This window comes from Pseudomonas sp. Marseille-P9899, from assembly GCF_903166565.1.
In the GTDB taxonomy this organism is placed as follows: domain Bacteria; phylum Pseudomonadota; class Gammaproteobacteria; order Pseudomonadales; family Pseudomonadaceae; genus Aquipseudomonas; species Aquipseudomonas huaxiensis.
Map to the genome: position 1 here is coordinate 300,250 of NZ_CAESCG010000001.1, position 18,736 is coordinate 318,985.

The following is an 18,736-nucleotide window of genomic DNA, read 5'->3' on the forward strand; positions in this document are numbered from 1 at the left end:
GAGAGAGCGCAAATGTTCCATACCGTTCTGATCGCCAACCGTGGCGAAATCGCCGTCCGTGCCATTCGCACCTTGAAGACCCTCGGGGTGCGCAGTGTCGCGGTGTATTCCGAGGCCGACCGCAACGCCCAGCATGTCCGCGATGCCGACCTCGCCATCGCCCTGGGCGGCGAGAAAGCCGCCGACAGCTACCTGCGTGCCGAGCGCATTCTGCAGGCCGCCCGCGAGAGCGGCGCCCAGGCCATTTATCCCGGCTACGGCTTTCTTTCGGAAAGTGCCGAGTTCGCCGAAGCCTGCGAAGCCGAGGGCATCGCCTTTATCGGCCCGACCGCGTTGCAGATTCGCGAGTTCGGCCTCAAGCACCGCGCCCGTGAGCTGGCGGCGGTGGCCGGGGTGCCGATGGCGCCCGGCACCGGCTTGCTCGACAGTCTCGACGACGCCTTGCAGGCCGCGCAGCGCATCGGTTACCCGGTAATGCTGAAAACCACCGCCGGCGGCGGTGGCATCGGCCTGACCCGCTGCGCCGATGCCGCCGCGCTGGCCAGCGCCTACGACAGCGTCAAGCGCATGGGCGAGCAGTTCTTCAGTGATGCCGGGGTGTTCCTGGAGTGCTTCGTCGATCAGGCGCGGCATGTCGAGGTGCAGATTTTCGGTGACGGCCAGGGCCGTGTGGTCGCCCTCGGCGAGCGCGACTGCTCGTTGCAGCGACGCAACCAGAAGGTGGTGGAAGAAACCCCGGCGCCAAACCTGCCGCAGGCGACCCGCGAGCGCCTGCATGCCGCCGCGGTCAAGCTCGGCGAGTCGGTGGCCTACCGCAGCGCCGGCACGGTCGAGTTCATCTATGACGCTGCCCGCGACGATTTCTATTTTCTCGAGGTCAACACGCGGCTGCAGGTCGAGCACCCGGTGACCGAAATGGTCACCGGCCTGGACCTGATCGAATGCATGCTCCAGGTCGCCGCCGGCGAGGCGCTGGACTGGTCGGCGCTGCAGCGGTCACCGCAAGGCGCGGCGATCGAAGTGCGTCTGTACGCTGAAGATCCGCTGAAGAACTTCCAGCCGAGCCCCGGCGTGTTGACCGACGTGCACTTTCCCGAGGGCGTGCGGGTCGATACCTGGGTCAGCACCGGCAGCGAAGTCTCGGCGTTCTATGACCCGATGATCGCCAAACTGATCGTCCACGCCGATACCCGCGAGCAGGCGATCGCCGCCATGACCGCAGCGCTGGCCGCGACCCGCCTGCACGGTATCGCCACCAACCTCGACTATTTGCGCCAGGTGGTTGCCGCGCCGCGCTTCCATAGCGGCGAGGTCTGGACCCGTTTGCTCGACAGCTTCGACTATCAGCCCCAGGCCATCGAAGTGCTGGAACCGGGCACCTATTCCAGCGTGCAGGACTTTCCCGGCCGCCTCGGCTACTGGGACATCGGCGTGCCGCCGTCCGGGCCGATGGATGATTTTGCCTTTCGCCTGGCCAACCGCATCGTCGGCAACCACGAGAGCGCCGCGGGCCTGGAGTTCACCTTGCAGGGGCCGACCCTGCGCTTTCACAACGATTGCCTGATCGCCCTGACCGGCGCCGATTGCCCGGCGACCCTCGACGGCGAGAGCGTCGCCTACTGGGCGCCGGTCGCGGTCAAGGCCGGGCAGGTGCTCGCGCTGGGCCGCGCCGCCAGCGGCTGCCGCACTTACCTGGCGGTGCGCAACGGGCTGGATGTGCCGGTCTATCTCGGTAGTCGCTCGACCTTCGCCCTCGGCCAGTTCGGCGGTCATGCCGGGCGCACCCTGCGCCCCGGCGATATCCTCGCGGTGTCCCGTCCCGAGCTGGCCGCCTGCACCACGCCGGCGCCGGTGAGCCCGCCGCAGGCGCTGGATGCCAGCCTGATTCCAGGCTACGGCCGTACCTGGCAGATCGGCGTGCTCTACGGCCCTCATGGCGCGCCGGACTTTTTCACTGAAGAGGCCATCGACGCCTTCTTCGCCGCCGATTGGGAAGTCCACTACAACTCCAATCGCCTCGGCGTGCGCCTTACCGGGCCAAAGCCTGAGTGGGCGCGGGCCGACGGCGGCGAGGCGGGGCTGCACCCGTCCAACGTGCACGATTGCGAATACGCCATCGGCGCCATCAACTTCACTGGCGACTCGCCGGTGATCCTGACCAAGGACGGCCCGAGCCTGGGCGGCTTCGTCTGCCCGGTGACCATCGCCAAGGCCGAGCTGTGGAAGGTCGGTCAGGTCAAACCCGGCGACACCGTGCGTTTCCACCCCATCAGCTTCAAGCAGGCGCAGAGCCTGGAGCAGGCGCAACTGGGCAGCATCGAAGCGCTGGCGGCGATTGCCGCAGTGACCCTGCCGGCGCCCAGCCTGAAGCCGGCCACCACGGTGTCCGCCACGGTGCTCGCCGAGCTGCCCGCCAGCGGCAAGCGCCCGCACGTCACCTACCGGCAGGCGGGTGACGCCTATGTGCTGGTGGAGTACGGCGACAACGTGCTCGACCTGGCGCTGCGCCTGCGCATTCATCTGTTGATGGAAGCGCTCAAGGCCCGGCCGTTGCGCGGCCTGGAAGAGCTGGCGCCGGGCGTGCGCTCGTTGCAACTGCGCTACAACAGCCGGTTGCTGCATCAGTCGGCGCTGATCGAACACCTGCTGGAACTGGAAGCGGGGCTGGCGGATGTCGATGAGGTGAAGATCCCCACGCGGATCATCCACCTGCCGATGGCCTTCGAGGACAGCGCCACCCTCGGCGCCGTACAGCGCTACAGCGAGACCGTGCGCAGTGAAGCGCCGTGGCTGCCGAACAATGTCGATTTCATCCAGCGCGCCAACGGTCTGGCGACCCGCGAGCAGGTGCGCGATATCCTTTTCGACGCCAGCTACCTGATCCTCGGCCTCGGCGATGTCTACCTGGATGCGCCGTGTGCGGTGCCGCTGGATCCGCGTCATCGTCTGCTCAGTTCCAAATACAACCCGGCGCGGACCTTCACCGCCGAGGGCACCGTGGGCATCGGCGGGATGTACATGTGCATCTACGGCATGGATTCCCCTGGCGGCTATCAACTGGTGGGGCGGACCCTGCCGATCTGGAACCGTTTCTCGCGCAACGCCCAGTTCAAGGATGGCCAGCCGTGGTTGCTGCACTTCTTCGATCAGGTTCGTTTCTACCCGGTCAGCGAGGCGGAACTGGAGATCTTCCGCGATGCCTTCCGCGAAGGCCGGGCGCAGATCCGCATCGAGGACGCCGTGTTCGATTTCGCCGAGTACCAGCGTTTCCTGGCGGCCAACGAAACGGATATCGCCAGTTTCCAGGCCCGGCAGAAACAGGCGTTCACTAGCGAAATCGCCCGTTGGCGCGAGCAGGATGACGACGAGGTTGCCGCTGCGGTGCGGCCACAGCCGGACGCCGATGACTATGGCGATGCCCATGTGGTCAGCGCCGATATGTGCGGCAGCGTCTGGAAAATCCTCGTGCAGCCCGGTCAGGCCGTGGAAGCGGGGGCGCCGTTGATGGTCGTGGAAGCGATGAAAATGGAGCTGTCGGTGTTCGCGCCGGTCAGCGGTACGGTTCGCGCCGTCCGCTGCCAGCCCGGCAAGGCGGTACTGCCCGGCGACGCATTGCTGTTGCTGGATCCCGTGGCTTGAGGACTTCTGATCATGTTGCCCACCCCTGAAAAAAAGGCCGCCAGGGAGCGGCCGGAAAACCTCGCCGAAGGCATCTACCAGCAGCTCAAGGAGGACATCTTCGAGTTCCGCCTGCTGCCGGGCGACCGCTTCAGCGAGGGCGATGTCGCCAAGCGCCTGGCGGTCAGCCGCACGCCGGTGCGTCAGGCGCTCTACCACCTGGAGCGCGAGGGCTATCTGGAGGTGCATTTTCGCAGCGGCTGGCAGGTGCGGCCGTTCGACTTTGCGCGGTTCGAGGAGCTGTATGACCTGCGTATCGTGCTGGAGCTGGCCTCGGTTCGTCACCTGTGCGGGCTGGAGGTCGAGCTGGCCGGGCACCTGGATCATCTGGTGAGCATCTGGCTGATCGAGGAGGGCCAGCGCTTGCAGGATGGCCGCGCGGTGTCACGCCTGGACGAGGAGTTCCACTGCGCGCTGGTGGCCGCCACCGGCAACCGCGAAATGGCGCGGGTGCACCGCGAGGTGACCGAGCAGATCCGCATCATCCGCCGCCTGGACTTCACCCAGTCGCCACGGGTGTCCGCCACCTACGAGGAGCATGCCGACATCCTCGACGCCATCCTCCAGCGCCGCAGCGAACAGGCCTGCCAGTTGCTGCGTGCGCATATCGAAGTGAGCAAGGCGGAGGTGCGCAAGATCACCTTGCACATGCTGCACAGCGCCCGGCAGCGGTTGGCGATGAAAGTAGTGGACGGCGGTTAGGCCGGCTCAGTCCGGGCGCATTCCCTGAAAAATCAACTGCGTGGTCAGCCGCACTTGCCGGGCATGGGCTTCACGGTCCGGCTCGGCGGCGCTGACCAGCCGCAGCAGTTGCAGGTGGGAATAGTCGTTGAGCAGGAACGCGGTCAGCTCCACATCCAGCCCGGCGTGCAGCTTGCCGCGGGCTTGCAGGTCGCGCAGGACATTGGCGATCTGCGCCTGCAAGGCGGCGTTCATTTCCCGGTACGCCTGGGGCAGGCCTTCGCGTTCGTTGCTCAGGATCAGCGGCAGCAACTCGCGCCACAGCGGCGCGGGCAGGACCTCCAGCGAGTAGCTGACCAGCAGTGACTCCAGGTGGCAGAGGGTGTCCACCGGGTCGTCGAACTCGCGCATCTTGTCGCGCAGGTCGAGCACGGCACGGTTGTCGGCCTCCTTGAGCATTTCCAGGATGATTTCCTGCTTGCTGTTGAAGTACTTGAACACCGTTGGCGCCGACACCCCGGCGTGCCGGGCGATCTGCTCGATGGTGGTGTTCTGGAAACCCTGGCGCTGGAACAGCTCGATCGCCGCATCGGCGATCGCCTGGCGGCGCATTTCCTTTTGAAGTTCTCGCAGTCCGCTCACGCTGACTCCTTTGCGATGGATCGGTTGGGCAGAGGATAGCGCTCAGTGTTTGCTTGGTAAAATATTTTATTGACTAAAACTTTTGTCAGGGTTAATTCTTTTATGGCATCTGCCTCGACGCAGAGTCATTTCCAGGATCGACCCGATGAGCCACCACGACTTCACGCCCCTTGCCCGGTTGTATGCCGAGGCGCACGAATCCCTGATTGCCGGGGCCGCCCAGCCTGACCTGATGCAAGGCTTTCCCGCAGCGCCTGAGCAGCGGGTGACCTGGGCCAACTGGATGCGTCCGCCGTTCAGCCGTTGGGGCTTTCGCAATCTGGCGCGGTTGCGGCCGAGCATTGATGTGCGCGCTGGCAGCGCCGGCGCCAGCACGCTCGGCGAGGCGCCGCGGGCGCTGGAGGACTGGACCTTCGAAAGCGTGTGCGGGCTGTCGGTCAGCGTCGCCGAGCATCTGCAGGCGAGCAACACCGACGCCTTGCTGGTGCTGAGCCGCGGCCAGGTGGCTTTCGAGCGTTACTTCAACGGCCAGCAGGCCCATGACCGGCACATCATGTTCTCGGTGACCAAGTCGCTGATCGGCACCCTTGGCGAGCACCTGATCGCTTCCGGCACGCTGGACCCGAATGCCCTGGCCCGCCATTACGTGCCGGAGTTCGAAGGCAGCGCGTTCGGAGAGGCCACGGTGCGGCAACTGTTCGATATGGCCGTGGGCATCGCCTACAGCGAGGTCTACGACGATCCCGCCTCGGAAAGTTCGCAATACGGTTACGCCTGCGGTTTCCAGCCGGCGCCAGAGGAATATCGCCAGTACGAATCGCTGTACCAGTACCTGCCATCGCTGCGTCAGCGCGGCGAGCACGGCGGGTTCTTCCATTACGTCACCGCCACCACCGAAGCACTGGCCTGGGTCATGGAGCGGGCTTGCGGCACCGCGTGCCCGGCGTTGCTGGAGGCGGTGTGGGGTGAACTGGGCTGCGAGCGCGACGGCTATTTCATGGCCGATCCCTGGGGGCGCGGCGTTGCGGGTGCCGGTTTCAGTGCGACCGCGCGGGACATGGCGCGCTTCGGTCAGTTGCTGCTCGATGGCGGTCGTCGCGAAGGCCGGCAACTGATCGCCGCCGAGGCCATCGACGCGATTCGCGCTGGTGCCGACCCGATGATCTACGCGGCCAACAGCGAATTCTCCCACTGGACTCCCGGCGCGTCGTACCGAAGCCAGTGGTACGTGTTCAACGATCACAGCCAGGCGTTGATGGCGGGCGGCATTCACGGCCAGTACCTGTTCGTCGATTTCCCGTCGCAGACGGTGATCGTCAAACAGTCCTCGCTGGACGAGGCGGTCACCGACCTGGACGCCGACAGCGTGCGCATGCTGCGCGCCATCGCCGCGGGCCTGAATTCCTAATTAGAAAAGTGTTCCCGAGCGCTGACCCCGCCAGCGTTCTCGCCTGATCCGTCAGGTGTTGGCGGCGTTCTGCGCCGCCGCGACTGCCCTGTAATACAACAACAAATGCACAGGAGCTTTATATGTATCGCACTCCGCGTTTTACCGGCGTGTTGCTGGCGTTCGGCCTTGCGTCGGCCAGTCAGGTGTCACTGGCCGGTTATGTGTTCGAAGAAGGCAATCTCAAGGGGGAGCTGTCACTGACGGCTGGCGGCGCCAGCCTCAGTGCTCGCAACGTCAACTTCGGCCTGGGCCGCACCGATCTGCGCAACGGTCGCAACGACGGCCAGCGCACCGATTGGCAGGAGTTCTATCTCAAGCCCGGAATCACTCTGGACTACCGGCTCAACCCGGATTTCAGCCTGCTGGCCGGTGGTTCGATGGTGGCGGCGACCACCTTCGGCGACGGTGACCCGGGGGGCAATACCCGTAGTTCCGATGGCCGCGCCACGGTGGAGGAGGCCTACGCGGGTTTCCGCGCGGGTGAGTGGACGTTCACTGCGGGGCGGCAGAACTATCTGGTCGGCAATGGCTTTATCGTCATGGACGGCAACCTCGACCTGTTCGGCGACGGCGCCTACTGGCTCGGCCCGCGGACCGCGTTCCGCGACTCGGCGTTGCTGGCCTGGGACAAGGGGCCGTTGCAGGTCCAGGCCTTCAGCCTGCGCACCGACGATCACCTCGGCAACTACCGCATGAACGGCGCCAACCTCGACTACGACCTCGACGGCCAGGTGACCCTCGGCGCGATGGCCATGCAGGTCGATGCCCTGGCCAGCAATCGCACGGCCGGCGCCGCTCGCGACGGCATGCAGGTCTATAACCTGCGGGCCCTGCGCGGCAAGGTTCCGGGGCTGCCGGCGCTGACCCTGAACGCCGAATATGCGGTACAGCGCGGCAGCGGTGACGGGGTCGAGTACGACGCCAACGCCTGGTATGCCCAGGCCGACTATGCCTTCGAGCAACTGCCGTTCAGCCCGGTGTTGGGCTATCGCTACGCGCATTTTTCCGGCGACGACGATGCCGGCGACAACACGCAGAAAAGTTGGGATGCCCTGAGCAAAGGCTTTATCGACTGGAGCACCTGGCTGGTCGGCGATATCACCGGCAACTATCTGCTGTTCAACAGCAACGAGAACGTCCAGCAGTTCTCGCTCAAGAGCAAAGTCAGCGATACCGTCACCCTCGGCGCCATCCACTACCAGTTCTGGCTCGACGAAAAGAACTACCAGGGCGCACCAGTGGATAGCCGCCGGTTCGCCGACGAATCGGTGATCTACCTGGACTGGACACCGACGCCGCGCCTCTATACATCACTGTCCTACAACTGGGGCAAGGCCAAGTCCGCGGCGCGCCAGGTGTTTGGCGATGACCAGCGCTTCAGTGCCGTCGAACTGTATTTCACCTACCGCTACTGATCCGTGCCGCCCAGGAGAATCCCCATGAACACGCTTTCCCTCCGTGCCCTGCTGGCCGGTTTCACCCTGTTTGCCAGCGGCCTGTGTGCGGCTCAGCCGACCGTGCGCATCTACAACTGGATCGAGTACCTGCCACCGGAAATCCTCCAGGATTTCGAAAAGGACACCGGCATCCGCCCGATCTACGACGTGTTCGACAGCGTCGAAACCCTGGAATCGAAACTGCTCACCGGCAACTCCGGCTACGACGTGGTGTTCCCCGGCACGTCGAACATCGGCAAGCTGATCCAGGCGGGCGCCGTGCAACCGCTGGACCGCAACAAGCTGCCCAACTGGAAGCACCTCGATCCGGCCTTCATGACCAGCATCGAGACGGTCGGCGACAGCGGCAACCGCTACAGCGTGCCGTACCTGTGGGGCACCACGCTGATCGGCTACAACGTCGACAAGGTGCAGAAGGTCCTCGGGCCCGACGCGAAGATGGACAGTTGGGATGTGATCTTCAAACCGGAAAATCTCTCGCGCTTGGCCACCTGCGGCGTGGGCTTCCTCGATGCCGCCGGCGAGATTCTGCCCATCGCCCTGCATTACCAGGGGCTGGACCCCAACAGCAAGAAACCCGACGACTACAAGCAAGCGCTGGCGTTGATGCTGCAGGCGCGGCCGAACATCAGCTACTTCAACTCTTCGCGCTACGGCATGGACCTGGCCAACGGCGACATCTGCGCGGCGGTGGGCTGGTCCGGCGGGATCGCCCTGGCGCGGCAACTGGCGAACGCCGCCGGCAAGGGCGTGAAGGTGGAAATGGCCTTGCCGAAAGAGGGCGCGCCGATGTGGGCTGACGTCATGGCGGTGCCGCTCAACGCACCGAACGTCGACCAGGCCCATGCCTTCATCGACTACATCCTGCGGCCTGAGGTGATTGCGCGGATCAGCAACCGGATCGGCTACCCCAACCCCAACAAGGACGCCACCGCGCTGGTGGACGAGGCGATCCGCAACGACCCGAACATGTACATCCCGGACGCGGCGCGCCAGACCCTCTTCGCGCTGGAACCACTGCCGGCGTCGATCGAACGGATCCGCACGCGCACCTGGACCACCGTCAAGAGCAACCGCTGAAGCGGGCCGGGAGCGTCGATATGAGCGATACAGCAGAGTTCGCCGCTCCCGCGCTGGACTGGATCATGAGCCTGTGGGTGCGCATCGCCCCGGGCGAAGACCTGGGCCAGTGCGTGGAGGGGCAGCGCAGCAATTACCCGATTCTCGGCGGGCATTTCGAGGGGCCGGATCTGCGCGGCAAGGTGCTGCCCGGCGGCGCTGACCAGTTCCTCCTGCGGCCGGACGGCGTGGGTGAACTGGATGCCCGCTACAGCCTTTTGAGTGATCGCGGCGAGCGCATCAATATCCACAATCGCGGGTTGTTGCTGCTGGACGAGGAGGGGCGACGGCTGGAGGCCGAGGGAGTCTGGCCGGTGGCGGTGGAGCACTACCGTTGCACCTGCTCGCCGCAGTTTCAGGTCGCCGAGGGACGACTGGCCTGGCTGCGGGAGGAGGTGTTCATTGGCCGGGTGACGTACCCGAGTGAGGAGGTGGTGCGGATCGAGTGTTATCGCTTGCGCTGAGTCATTGCGGTGACGTGTTTCGGGGGCCTTGTGGGAGCGGACGCATACGCGCCCACAAGGTGTCAGCCTCAGGAGCCCGCGTTCTGCACCGGCACCGCCGACCCGGCGTTATCTCCCGAGCGGCGCAACACATGCAGCACTGCCAGCGCGGCGACCACCAGGCCCGGCGATGCGGCGAGCAACACCCCGGCAGTGCCGGCGCCGGCCGCAAGGATCTGCCCGGCCGCCAGTGGTCCGCTGACCGAGCCGAGACGACCGATGGCGACCGCCGCGCCCACACCGGTGGCGCGCACAGCGGTCGGGTAGAGCGGTGGGGCCAGGGCGTAAAGCACCAGTTGCGCCGCCAGTACGAACAGCCCGGCGGCAAAGCCGGCGATAGCCATGGCCGTCACGCCTACCGCCAGGCCCAGGCCGGCCAGTGCTGCCAGCAGTCCTGCGTAGATACACAGCGTGACCCGCACCGGGTTGCCGCGGTCCAGCAGCACGCCGCCCAGCAGCGAGCCAATCGCCCCGCCAATGTTGAACAGCATCTGCACCAGCCCGGCCTCCGGCTTGCTGAAGCCCTGGCCGATCAGCAGCGACGGCAGCCAGTTGAGCAGCATGTACATCACGGTCAGGGTGAAGAAGTAACTCAGCCACAGCATCAGCGTGGCACTGCCGCGACCGTCGCCGAACAGCGCGGATGAGGTGGAGGGCCGTTGCACCGGGCCGACGGCACGCTGGAACGCACTCGATTCCGGCAGCAACACCAGCATCAGCGGCACGGCGGCCAGGGGCGCCAGGCCGCCAATGATGAAGGTCATCTGCCAGTGATCGTGGGCGAACATCGCCACCACTGCGGCCAGTGCGCCGCCCAGGGGGACACCGGAATACATGATGCTGATGGCGGTGCTGCGGCGTTTTTCACCCACCGCCTCGGCGCACAGGGCGATGAGGTTGGGCAGGGCGGCGCCGAGGCCCAGGCCGGTCATCAGGCGCGCCAGCAGCAGTTGGCTGTAGTCGCCGACATAGGCCGTCCACAGGGAAAACACGCCGAACAGAATGACCGCGGCCACCAGTACTTTCTTGCGCCCGATACGGTCGGCCAGCCAGCCGCCGAAGAAGGCGCCCGGCAACAGGCCGATGATGCTCGCGCTGAACACCCAGCCGAGCATCTTCGGATCGAGTTCGAAACTCTGGCGCAGACCAGCGGCTGCGGTGCCGGCCGATTGCAGGTCGAAACCTTCGATCAGCGCGACGATGAAACACAAAGCGATTGTCAGCGTCGGACGACGCGATGAAGTGTCCATGGCATGGCCTCATTTCTTGTTGTTGTTTTGCTGCGTCGGTGATGTCCAACGCGAAAATAAGATTAACAAATATAACTAAATTTACAGCGGTTTTTTTCGCTGGGCTTTTGGCATCTGAAAGCGGTGTGCTAGACACGCCGGGTAGGGGAAAGCAGCCTGCTCTGTACGAGATAGTTAATAAAATTAATGTTCGATTATCGGTCATTGGCCGTTGACGAGGCCTCAAGGGCTTTCCATTCTCCGCTGCGAGACGGCGCCTGACACGTTGTCTCGATGCCAAAAAAACAACAACAAGAGTGGACAACCCAACATGCATGAATGCGTTCGTGACACCCGCGCTACGCCCGGCTTCCGTGCGTCCGGCAGCCTCGCCCTGGCTGTCGCCCTGGCCAGCGGCCCAACCATGGCCGCCGGCTTTTTCGAAGACAGCCACGCCACCCTCGGCCTGAAAAACTATTACCTGGATCGCGATTACAAGGACGGCGGCGCGAAGAGCGCGGCCCGCGAGTGGGCGCAGGGTTTCAATCTGAATATCGAGTCGGGCTTTACCGAAGGACCGCTGGGCTTTGGCCTGGATGCCCGTGGCCTGCTGGGGGTGAAACTGACTCGGCGCCGTCGCGCAGTGGCACTGAATTGTTGCCGGTGTCGAAAAGCGACGGTGTGGCCGCCGACGACTATTCGCGGCTGGCGCTGACCGCCAAGCTGCGTTTGAGCCAGAGCACGGTGAAGAGCGGCGACGTGATGATCTTCCTGCCGTTCGCCTTCGCCAGCCCTTCGCGCCTGCTGCCGCAGACCTTCCGCGGCACCACCCTGGTGTCGAAGGAAACCGACGGCCTGACGGTCAACGCCGGTTACCTCGACCGGATCAACAAGCGTGACTCCACCAGCTACGAGCGCATGGCGATCGCTTCGCCCAATGGCCGCTTCAAGGGAGGGCAAACCTCGTCGCACATGGCCTATGCCGGCGCCGACTACCAGCTCACCAAGTCCCTGGGCGTGCGCCTGTATCACGCGGAACTTGAAGACCTGTATCAGCAGGACACCCTGGCCGCGCTTTACGAACAGGCCATCGGTGACGGTACGTTCAGCGCCGACCTGCGCAGCTTCTTCAGCCGTGAAGACGGCCAGGCGCGGGCCGGCGCGGTGGACAACCGCAACCTCTCGGCTCTGCTCAGTTACCGCCTGGGTGGGCACAAGCTGGGGATTGGCTACATGCATTCCACCGGCGACACGGCCACGCCGTATGTCTCGGGCACCGAGTTGATGGGCATGAGCGAGCTGACCATGAGTTCGGACTTTCTCAACGCCAAGGAACGCACCTGGCAGGCGATCTACGACTACGACTTTGTCGCGGTCGGCGTGCCGGGGCTGAAGGGGCGGTTGCGCTATGTGCGCGGGGACAATATCGAACTGGCGTCGCTCAATGCTGACGATCGCAAGGAGCGCGAGTTTCAGATGGAACTGGGTTATGTGATCCAGAGCGGGCCGTTGAAGAACGTCGGGTTGCTGGCGCGCAAGTCGATCTACCGCAACGACTTCCCCACGGGTGCGGCGTTCCGCGATGAGAACCAGAGCCGCTTCCTGGTCACCTATACGTTGCCGATCTGGTAAGGGGGCGATGCCCTGGGCTGGCGAGGGTCTCTGCGACGGCTCTGCCGTCGATCGCGGCTGAAGCCGCTCCTACACAGTCCTCGCCAGCCAGCGGATTCTTGCTACTGATAAACCTTCTTCAACAACCGCAACAGCTCCGCGCGCTCGGCATCGTCGAGCGCCGCGGTGGCGTCGTGGTCGCTGTCGGAGGCGATCTGCTTGAGGTCCTTGAGCAGGGTTTCACCGCTCTTGCTGAGGAAGATGCCGTAGGAGCGCTTGTCCGGCTTGCAACGGATACGCACCGCCAGCGCGCGTTCTTCCAGCTTGTTCAGCAGCGGCACCACCTGCGGCGGTTCGATAGTCAGGGCGCGGGCCAGGTCGGCCTGCATCAGCCCGGGGTTCTGCTCGATGATCGCCAGCGCGGAAAACTGCGCCGGGCGCAAATCATGCACCGCCAGGCGGCTGATCAGGTTCTGGAACAGCTTCAACTGGGCTCGGCGCAGGGCATAACCGATCAGGTCTTCGAGGGACGCATCCAGCGCCGCAGCGGGGGCATCGGACTCGGGGAGGGTGTCGGTTTTGCGGGCGGACCTTGCCATCGGGAAGCAGACTCCTTGAACCATGGATAAGAAAATTACCTAGTCTGCCTGCATGAGCCGCATCTGGCTAGCTAGGATTTACCAAGAGGCCAGCCCAAGACGTCGACAAGAAAGATAATTTTCATAATAGTTAATTGACATAACTAATTTGCTCCATTAGCTTGCTGAACATCGCCCACGAACAACAAGAGTGCAAACACATGAGCAACTACGAAGGCCGCTGGACTACCGTCAAAGTCGAACTGGAATCCGGTATCGCCTGGGTCACCCTGAACCGCCCGGAAAAACGCAACGCCATGAGCCCGACCCTCAACCGTGAGATGGTCGACGTGCTGGAAACCCTGGAGCAGGATCCTGAAGCCGGCGTGCTGGTGCTGACCGGTGCCGGTGAAGCCTGGACCGCAGGCATGGACCTCAAGGAATACTTCCGCGAAGTGGACGCCGGCCCGGAAATCCTCCAGGAAAAAATCCGCCGCGAAGCCTCGCAATGGCAATGGAAACTGCTGCGCATGTACACCAAGCCGACCATCGCCATGGTCAACGGCTGGTGCTTCGGTGGCGGCTTCAGCCCGCTGGTGGCCTGTGACCTGGCGATCTGCGCTGACGAAGCCACCTTTGGCCTGTCGGAAATCAACTGGGGCATCCCGCCGGGCAACTTGGTGAGCAAGGCCATGGCCGACACCGTGGGCCATCGCCAGTCGCTGTACTACATCATGACCGGCAAGACCTTCGGCGGGCCGAAAGCTGCCGAGATGGGCCTGGTCAACGAAAGCGTGCCGCTGGCGCAACTGCGCGAAACCACCCGCGAACTGGCGCTGAACCTACTGGAGAAAAACCCCGTGGTCCTGCGCGCCGCCAAGCATGGCTTCAAGCGCTGCCGCGAACTGACCTGGGAGCAGAACGAAGATTACCTGTACGCCAAGCTCGACCAGTCCCGTCTGCTGGACACCGAAGGCGGCCGCGAGCAGGGCATGAAGCAGTTCCTCGACGACAAGAGCATCAAGCCGGGCCTGCAAGCCTACAAGCGTTGATGCCGATGGGCGGCGTTTGTGCGACGCCGCCCGTTTCTGCCAGCCTTCGATGATTCCCGATAACGACAAGAAAGAGGAATGAGCATGTTGCAGGTGCCTTTACTGATAGGCGGGCGGTCGTGCCCCGCCAGTGATGGACGGACGTTCGAGCGGCGCAATCCGGTAACCGGCGAGCGGGTGTCGCAGGTCGCTGCCGCCACCCTCGAGGATGCCGACGCCGCGGTCGCCGCTGCCCACGCTGCATTCCCGGCCTGGTCGCAACTGGCGCCCAACGAACGGCGCAGCCGTCTGCTGGCCGCCGCTGACGCCTTGCAGGCGCGGACCGGCGAATTCATCGCCGCCGCCGGCGAGACCGGAGCCATGGCCAACTGGTACGGCTTCAACGTCAAGCTGGCCGCCGGCATGCTGCGCGAAGCGGCGTCCATGACCACCCAGATCACCGGCGAGGTGATTCCCTCCGATGTGCCCGGCAGCTTCGCCATGGCGGTGCGTGCGCCGTGCGGCGTGGTGCTGGGCATCGCGCCGTGGAACGCTCCGGTGATCCTCGCCACCCGCGCCATCGCCATGCCGCTGGCCTGCGGCAATACCGTGGTGCTCAAAGCCTCGGAACTTAGCCCCGCAGTACACCGGCTGATTGGCCAGGTGCTGCAGGATGCTGGTCTTGGCGATGGCGTGGTAAACGTCATCAGCAACGCCCCGGCTGACGCGCCGGCGATTGTCGAGCGGCTGATCGCCAACCCCGCCGTGCGCCGGGTCAACTTCACCGGCTCGACCCATGTCGGGCGCATCGTCGGCGAGCTGGCGGCGCGGCACCTGAAACCGGCGCTGCTGGAACTGGGCGGCAAGGCACCGTTTCTGGTGCTGGACGACGCCGATCTGGACGCCGCCGTCGAAGCGGCCGCCTTTGGCGCCTACTTCAACCAAGGCCAGATCTGCATGTCCACCGAGCGCCTGGTGCTGGACGAAGCCATCGCCGATGCCTTTGTCGCCAAGCTCGCAGCCAAGGTCGCCGGGCTGCGTGCCGGTGATCCGCAAGACCCGGCCTCGGTGCTCGGTTCGCTGGTGGACAGCGGTGCCGGTGAACGCATCAAGGCGCTGATCGATGACGCCGTGCAGAAGGGCGCGCGGCTGGTCTGCGGCGGTCAACTGGACGGCAGCATTCTGCAGCCGACCCTGCTGGACAAGGTCGACGCCAGCATGCGCCTGTACCGCGAAGAATCCTTCGGCCCGGTGGCCGTAGTGGTGCGCGGCAAGGGCGACGAAGCGCTGCTTGCGCTGGCCAACGATTCGGAATTCGGCCTGTCTTCGGCGATTTTCAGCCGCGACACCGGCCGTGCCCTGGCCTTGGCCCAGCGCGTTGAATCGGGCATTTGCCATATCAACGGCCCGACCGTGCACGACGAGGCGCAGATGCCCTTCGGCGGCGTGAAATCCAGCGGTTACGGCAGCTTCGGCAGCCGCACGGCCATCGACCAGTTCACCCAGTTGCGCTGGATCACCTTGCAGCATGGCCCGCGGCACTACCCGATCTGACGCGTCGAGCAACACCCGCCGCCTGGCGCATCCGGGCGGCGGCACGACAGACAACAAGAACAAGGAGCAACCTGCGTGAATTCCGAAGCCAGCCCACGGACGAACGCCCGTGCCGAAATGCCGCGCTACCGGCAGGTGTCCATCGGTCATCCCGAAGTGGCGGTGAGCGAGGTGGACGGCGTCCTGCGCATGCGTGCCATCGAACCCCTCGCGCCGCTCCCCGCGCGCCTGCTGGACCGCCTGCTGCACTGGGCCGAGGTGCGCCCGCAACAGACCTTTATCGCCGCCCGCCAGGGCGACGGCGCCTGGCGCGAGATCAGCTACGCCGAAATGCTCGGGCAGGTGCGGGCGATTGCCGCCGGCCTGCTGGACTTCGGCCTGTCTGCCGAGCGGCCGCTGGCGATCCTCTCGGGCAACGATATCGAGCACCTGCAGATTGCCCTCGGCGCCATGTACGCCGGTATTCCGTACTGCCCGGTGTCGCCGGCCTATGCCTTGCTTTCCCAGGATTTCGCCAAGCTGCGGCATGTCTGCGACGTGCTGACGCCGGGCCTGGTGTTCGTCACCGACAGCCAACCGTTCCAGCGCGCCATCGACGCAGTGTTGGACGAGTCCGTCGCAGTGATCAGCGTGCGCGGCACGGTGCCGGGCCGGCGCACGGTGGATTTCGCCAGCCTGCTGCAAGGCGGTGACCTGACCAAAGCCGATGCCGCCTTCGCCGCCACCGGCCCCGACACCATCGCCAAATTCCTCTTCACCTCCGGCTCGACCAAACTGCCGAAGGCGGTGATCACCACCCAGCGCATGCTCTGCGCCAACCAGCAGATGCTGTTGCAGACCTTCCCGGTGTTCGCCGAAGAGCCGCCGGTGCTGGTGGATTGGCTGCCGTGGAATCACACCTTCGGCGGCAGCCACAACCTCGGCATCGTTCTCTACAACGGCGGCAGCTTCTACCTCGACGGCGGCAAGCCGACGCCCCAGGGCTTCGCTGAAACCCTGCGCAACCTGCGCGAGATTTCCCCCACGGCCTACCTCACGGTGCCCAAGGGCTGGGAAGAACTGGTCAAGGCGCTGGAGCAGGACCGCGAGTTGCGCGACTGTTTCTTCGCCCGCATGAAGCTGTTCTTCTTCGCCGCCGCGGGCCTGTCGCAAAGCGTCTGGGACCGCCTCGACCGGGTCGCCGAAGCGCACTGCGGCGAACGCATCCGCATGATGGCCGGCCTCGGCATGACCGAAGCCTCGCCGTCCTGCACCTTCACCACCGGGCCGCTGTCCATGGCCGGCTACATCGGCCTGCCGGCGCCGGGCTGCGAAGTGAAGCTGGTACCGCTGGGCGACAAGCTGGAAGGGCGTTTCCGCGGCCCGCACATCATGCCCGGCTACTGGCGCGCGGCGCAGCAGACCGCCGAAGTGTTCGACGAGGAAGGCTTCTATTGCTCGGGCGACGCCCTGAAACTCGCCGATCCACGGCAGAGCCAGCTTGGTCTGATGTTCGACGGGCGCATCGCCGAAGACTTCAAGCTGTCTTCCGGGGTCTTCGTCAGCGTCGGCCCGTTGCGCAACCGCGCGGTGCTGGAAGGCTCGCCTTATGTGCAAGACATCGTGGTCGCCGCGCCGGACCGTGAGTGCCTGGGCATTCTGGTGTTCGCGCGGTTGCCGGAGTGTCGGCAACTGGCCGGGCTGGGGGAGGGTGTCAGCGACGCCGAGGTGCTCGGCAGCGCGGCGGTGCGTACCTGGTTCGCCGGCTGGCTGGAGCGGCTGAACCGCGACGCCCAAGGCAATGCCAGCCGCATCGAATGGCTGGCGCTGATGGAAGAGGCGCCGTCGATCGACCTCGGCGAAATCACCGACAAGGGCTCGATCAACCAGCGCGCCGTGTTGCAGCGCCGGGCGGCGCAAGTCGAGGCGCTGTACCGCAGCGAAGACGCGAGCATGCTCCGCGCCCAGGTGCGGCCATGAGCGGCGGCGGGCTGTGTAGTCGCTTCGACGACGCGGCGATTGTCGAGATCGTGCGCACGCCGTGGACCGATCTTGGCGGCGCGCTGGCGCAGGTCTCGCCCATCGACCTGGGCATCAAGGCCGGACGTGAAGTGCTGGCCCGCGCTGGGGTCGATCCGGCCACGGTGGACAGCGTGCTCGGCGGCAGCATGGCCCAGGCCAGCTTCGACGCCTACATGCTGCCGCGACATATCGGCCTGTACAGCGGCGTGCCGCAAAGCGTGCCAGCGCTGGCCGTGCAACGTATCTGCGGCACCGGCCTCGAGCTGCTGCGCCAGGCCGGCGAGCAACTGCACAGCGGCGTGGAGCAGGTGCTGTGCGTGGGCGCCGAATCCATGTCGCGTAACCCGATTGCCGCCTACGAGCACCGTGGCGGTTTTCGTCTCGGTGCGCCCGTGGGCTTCAAGGATTTTCTCTGGGAAGCGCTGTACGACCCGGCGGCCGGAGTGGACATGATCGGAACGGCGGAAAACCTCGCCCGCGAGTACGGCCTGAGCCGCGACGCGGTGGATGCCTGGGCGCTGCGCAGTCACCAGCGCGCTCTGCAAGCCCAGGCGGCGGGCTGGTTCGACGAGGAAATCGTCAGCGTTCGCAGCGAAACCTTCGAAGCCGAAGAGTGCCTGCCGCGCAGCATCGAGTTGCCGCGCGGTGTCAGCGTGGTGGATCGCGACAGCCATCCACGGTCCACCGACAGCGCCGCTCTGGCGCGTCTTCGCGCAGTGCACAGCGGTGGCGTGCAGACCGCCGGCAACAGCTGCGCGGTGGTGGACGGCGCGGCGGCGGCGCTGGTCTGTCGTTATTCCGCTTGTTCCACACCACCGCTGGCACGGCTGCTGATGGTCACGGCGGTGGGGGTTGCGCCGGGCACCATGGGCATCGGCCCGGCGCCGGCGATTCGTCTGCTGCTGGAGCGCAGCGGCCTGCGTCTGGAGCAGATCGACCGCTTCGAAATCAACGAGGCCCAGGCCGCCCAGGTGCTGGCCGTGGTTCAGGCGCTGGAGCTGGATCCGCAGCGGCTGAACGTGCATGGCGGCTCCATCGCCCTCGGCCATCCGCTGGCGGCCACCGGCCTGCGCCTGGTGCAGACCCTGGCCCGGCAACTGCGCCGCGACAACCTGCGCTATGGCATCGCCGCCGCCTGTATCGGCGGCGGGCAGGGCATGGCGCTGCTGATCGAAAACCCGCACTTCAAAGGATGAGGTCAC

At 65.4% G+C, this 18,736-nt stretch carries 13 protein-coding genes and 1 pseudogene; 11 read left to right on the plus strand and 3 right to left on the minus strand.

What is annotated here, in order from left to right; translation table 11 throughout:
* Positions 1-12: 12 nt before the first annotated feature.
* Complete coding sequence (uca, locus tag HWV67_RS01425; RefSeq protein WP_175649592.1) at positions 13-3,639, plus strand: urea carboxylase; 3,627 nt, start codon at positions 13-15, stop codon at positions 3,637-3,639.
* Positions 3,640-3,651: 12 nt separating this feature from the next.
* Positions 3,652-4,380: a GntR family transcriptional regulator gene (locus tag HWV67_RS01430; protein ID WP_175649593.1), complete on the plus strand. Its 729-nt coding sequence runs from the start codon at positions 3,652-3,654 to the stop codon at positions 4,378-4,380.
* Between the two features lie 6 nt (positions 4,381-4,386).
* Here HWV67_RS01430 and HWV67_RS01435 read toward each other — a convergent pair whose 3' ends face one another.
* Positions 4,387-5,001 (minus strand): TetR/AcrR family transcriptional regulator, encoded by a 615-nt coding sequence (locus HWV67_RS01435; protein WP_175649594.1) that lies wholly within the window; start codon positions 4,999-5,001, stop codon positions 4,387-4,389.
* A 145-nt stretch (positions 5,002-5,146) separates the two neighbouring features.
* On the opposite strand from HWV67_RS01435, the gene HWV67_RS01440 reads away from it, so the two are divergent.
* The 4 genes from HWV67_RS01440 to HWV67_RS01455 all read left to right on the plus strand — a co-directional run bounded on the left by HWV67_RS01440 (position 5,147) and on the right by HWV67_RS01455 (position 9,491).
* On the plus strand, positions 5,147-6,409 hold the full coding sequence (locus HWV67_RS01440) for a serine hydrolase domain-containing protein (protein ID WP_175649595.1): 1,263 nt from the start codon (positions 5,147-5,149) through the stop codon (positions 6,407-6,409).
* A 122-nt stretch (positions 6,410-6,531) separates the two neighbouring features.
* Entirely contained in the window at positions 6,532-7,866 is a 1,335-nt protein-coding gene (locus tag HWV67_RS01445; RefSeq protein ID WP_175649596.1) for a hypothetical protein, read from the plus strand.
* 24 nt (positions 7,867-7,890) lie between these two features.
* Complete coding sequence (locus HWV67_RS01450; RefSeq protein WP_175649597.1) at positions 7,891-8,988, plus strand: polyamine ABC transporter substrate-binding protein; 1,098 nt, start codon at positions 7,891-7,893, stop codon at positions 8,986-8,988.
* Positions 8,989-9,008: 20 nt separating this feature from the next.
* Positions 9,009-9,491: a DUF3237 domain-containing protein gene (locus HWV67_RS01455; protein ID WP_175649598.1), complete on the plus strand. Its 483-nt coding sequence runs from the start codon at positions 9,009-9,011 to the stop codon at positions 9,489-9,491.
* Between the two features lie 68 nt (positions 9,492-9,559).
* Here HWV67_RS01455 and mhpT read toward each other — a convergent pair whose 3' ends face one another.
* On the minus strand, positions 9,560-10,780 hold the full coding sequence (gene mhpT / locus HWV67_RS01460) for a 3-(3-hydroxy-phenyl)propionate transporter MhpT (protein ID WP_175649599.1): 1,221 nt from the start codon (positions 10,778-10,780) through the stop codon (positions 9,560-9,562).
* A gap of 403 nt (positions 10,781-11,183) precedes the next feature.
* On the opposite strand from mhpT, the pseudogene HWV67_RS01465 reads away from it, so the two are divergent.
* Positions 11,184-12,391, plus strand: a pseudogene (locus HWV67_RS01465) (OprD family porin).
* Positions 12,392-12,492: 101 nt separating this feature from the next.
* Here the strand turns inward: HWV67_RS01465 and HWV67_RS01470 are convergent.
* Positions 12,493-12,969: a MarR family winged helix-turn-helix transcriptional regulator gene (locus HWV67_RS01470; protein WP_175649600.1), complete on the minus strand. Its 477-nt coding sequence runs from the start codon at positions 12,967-12,969 to the stop codon at positions 12,493-12,495.
* 200 nt (positions 12,970-13,169) lie between these two features.
* Here HWV67_RS01470 and HWV67_RS01475 point away from each other — a divergent pair, with 200 nt between their 5' ends.
* The 4 genes from HWV67_RS01475 to HWV67_RS01490 all read left to right on the plus strand — a co-directional run bounded on the left by HWV67_RS01475 (position 13,170) and on the right by HWV67_RS01490 (position 18,730).
* Positions 13,170-14,000, plus strand: coding sequence for a p-hydroxycinnamoyl CoA hydratase/lyase (locus HWV67_RS01475; RefSeq protein ID WP_095157332.1), 831 nt, complete (start codon positions 13,170-13,172; stop codon positions 13,998-14,000).
* An 84-nt stretch (positions 14,001-14,084) separates the two neighbouring features.
* Positions 14,085-15,533, plus strand: a complete 1,449-nt coding sequence (locus tag HWV67_RS01480; protein ID WP_175650942.1) for an aldehyde dehydrogenase — start codon at positions 14,085-14,087, stop codon at positions 15,531-15,533.
* 117 nt (positions 15,534-15,650) lie between these two features.
* Positions 15,651-17,492 (plus strand): feruloyl-CoA synthase, encoded by a 1,842-nt coding sequence (locus HWV67_RS01485; RefSeq protein WP_175650943.1) that lies wholly within the window; start codon positions 15,651-15,653, stop codon positions 17,490-17,492.
* Positions 17,489-18,730, plus strand: coding sequence for a thiolase family protein (locus tag HWV67_RS01490; RefSeq protein WP_175649601.1), 1,242 nt, complete (start codon positions 17,489-17,491; stop codon positions 18,728-18,730). The genes HWV67_RS01485 and HWV67_RS01490 overlap by 4 nt, the downstream gene beginning before the upstream one ends.
* The last annotated feature ends 6 nt before the right edge of the window (positions 18,731-18,736 follow it).

Bases quoted from the DNA above. Each gene is read 5' to 3' on its own strand.
- uca (WP_175649592.1), top strand. From the start codon at position 13: ATGTTCCATACCGTTCTGATCGCCAACCGTGGCGAAATCGCCGTCCGT.
- HWV67_RS01430 (WP_175649593.1), top strand. From the start codon at position 3,652: ATGTTGCCCACCCCTGAAAAAAAGGCCGCCAGGGAGCGGCCGGAAAAC.
- HWV67_RS01440 (WP_175649595.1), top strand. From the start codon at position 5,147: ATGAGCCACCACGACTTCACGCCCCTTGCCCGGTTGTATGCCGAGGCG.
- HWV67_RS01445 (WP_175649596.1), top strand. From the start codon at position 6,532: ATGTATCGCACTCCGCGTTTTACCGGCGTGTTGCTGGCGTTCGGCCTT.
- HWV67_RS01450 (WP_175649597.1), top strand. From the start codon at position 7,891: ATGAACACGCTTTCCCTCCGTGCCCTGCTGGCCGGTTTCACCCTGTTT.
- HWV67_RS01455 (WP_175649598.1), top strand. From the start codon at position 9,009: ATGAGCGATACAGCAGAGTTCGCCGCTCCCGCGCTGGACTGGATCATG.
- mhpT (WP_175649599.1), bottom strand. From the start codon at position 10,780: ATGGACACTTCATCGCGTCGTCCGACGCTGACAATCGCTTTGTGTTTC.
- HWV67_RS01470 (WP_175649600.1), bottom strand. From the start codon at position 12,969: ATGGCAAGGTCCGCCCGCAAAACCGACACCCTCCCCGAGTCCGATGCC.
- HWV67_RS01475 (WP_095157332.1), top strand. From the start codon at position 13,170: ATGAGCAACTACGAAGGCCGCTGGACTACCGTCAAAGTCGAACTGGAA.
- HWV67_RS01480 (WP_175650942.1), top strand. From the start codon at position 14,085: ATGTTGCAGGTGCCTTTACTGATAGGCGGGCGGTCGTGCCCCGCCAGT.
- HWV67_RS01485 (WP_175650943.1), top strand. From the start codon at position 15,651: ATGCCGCGCTACCGGCAGGTGTCCATCGGTCATCCCGAAGTGGCGGTG.
- HWV67_RS01490 (WP_175649601.1), top strand. From the start codon at position 17,489: ATGAGCGGCGGCGGGCTGTGTAGTCGCTTCGACGACGCGGCGATTGTC.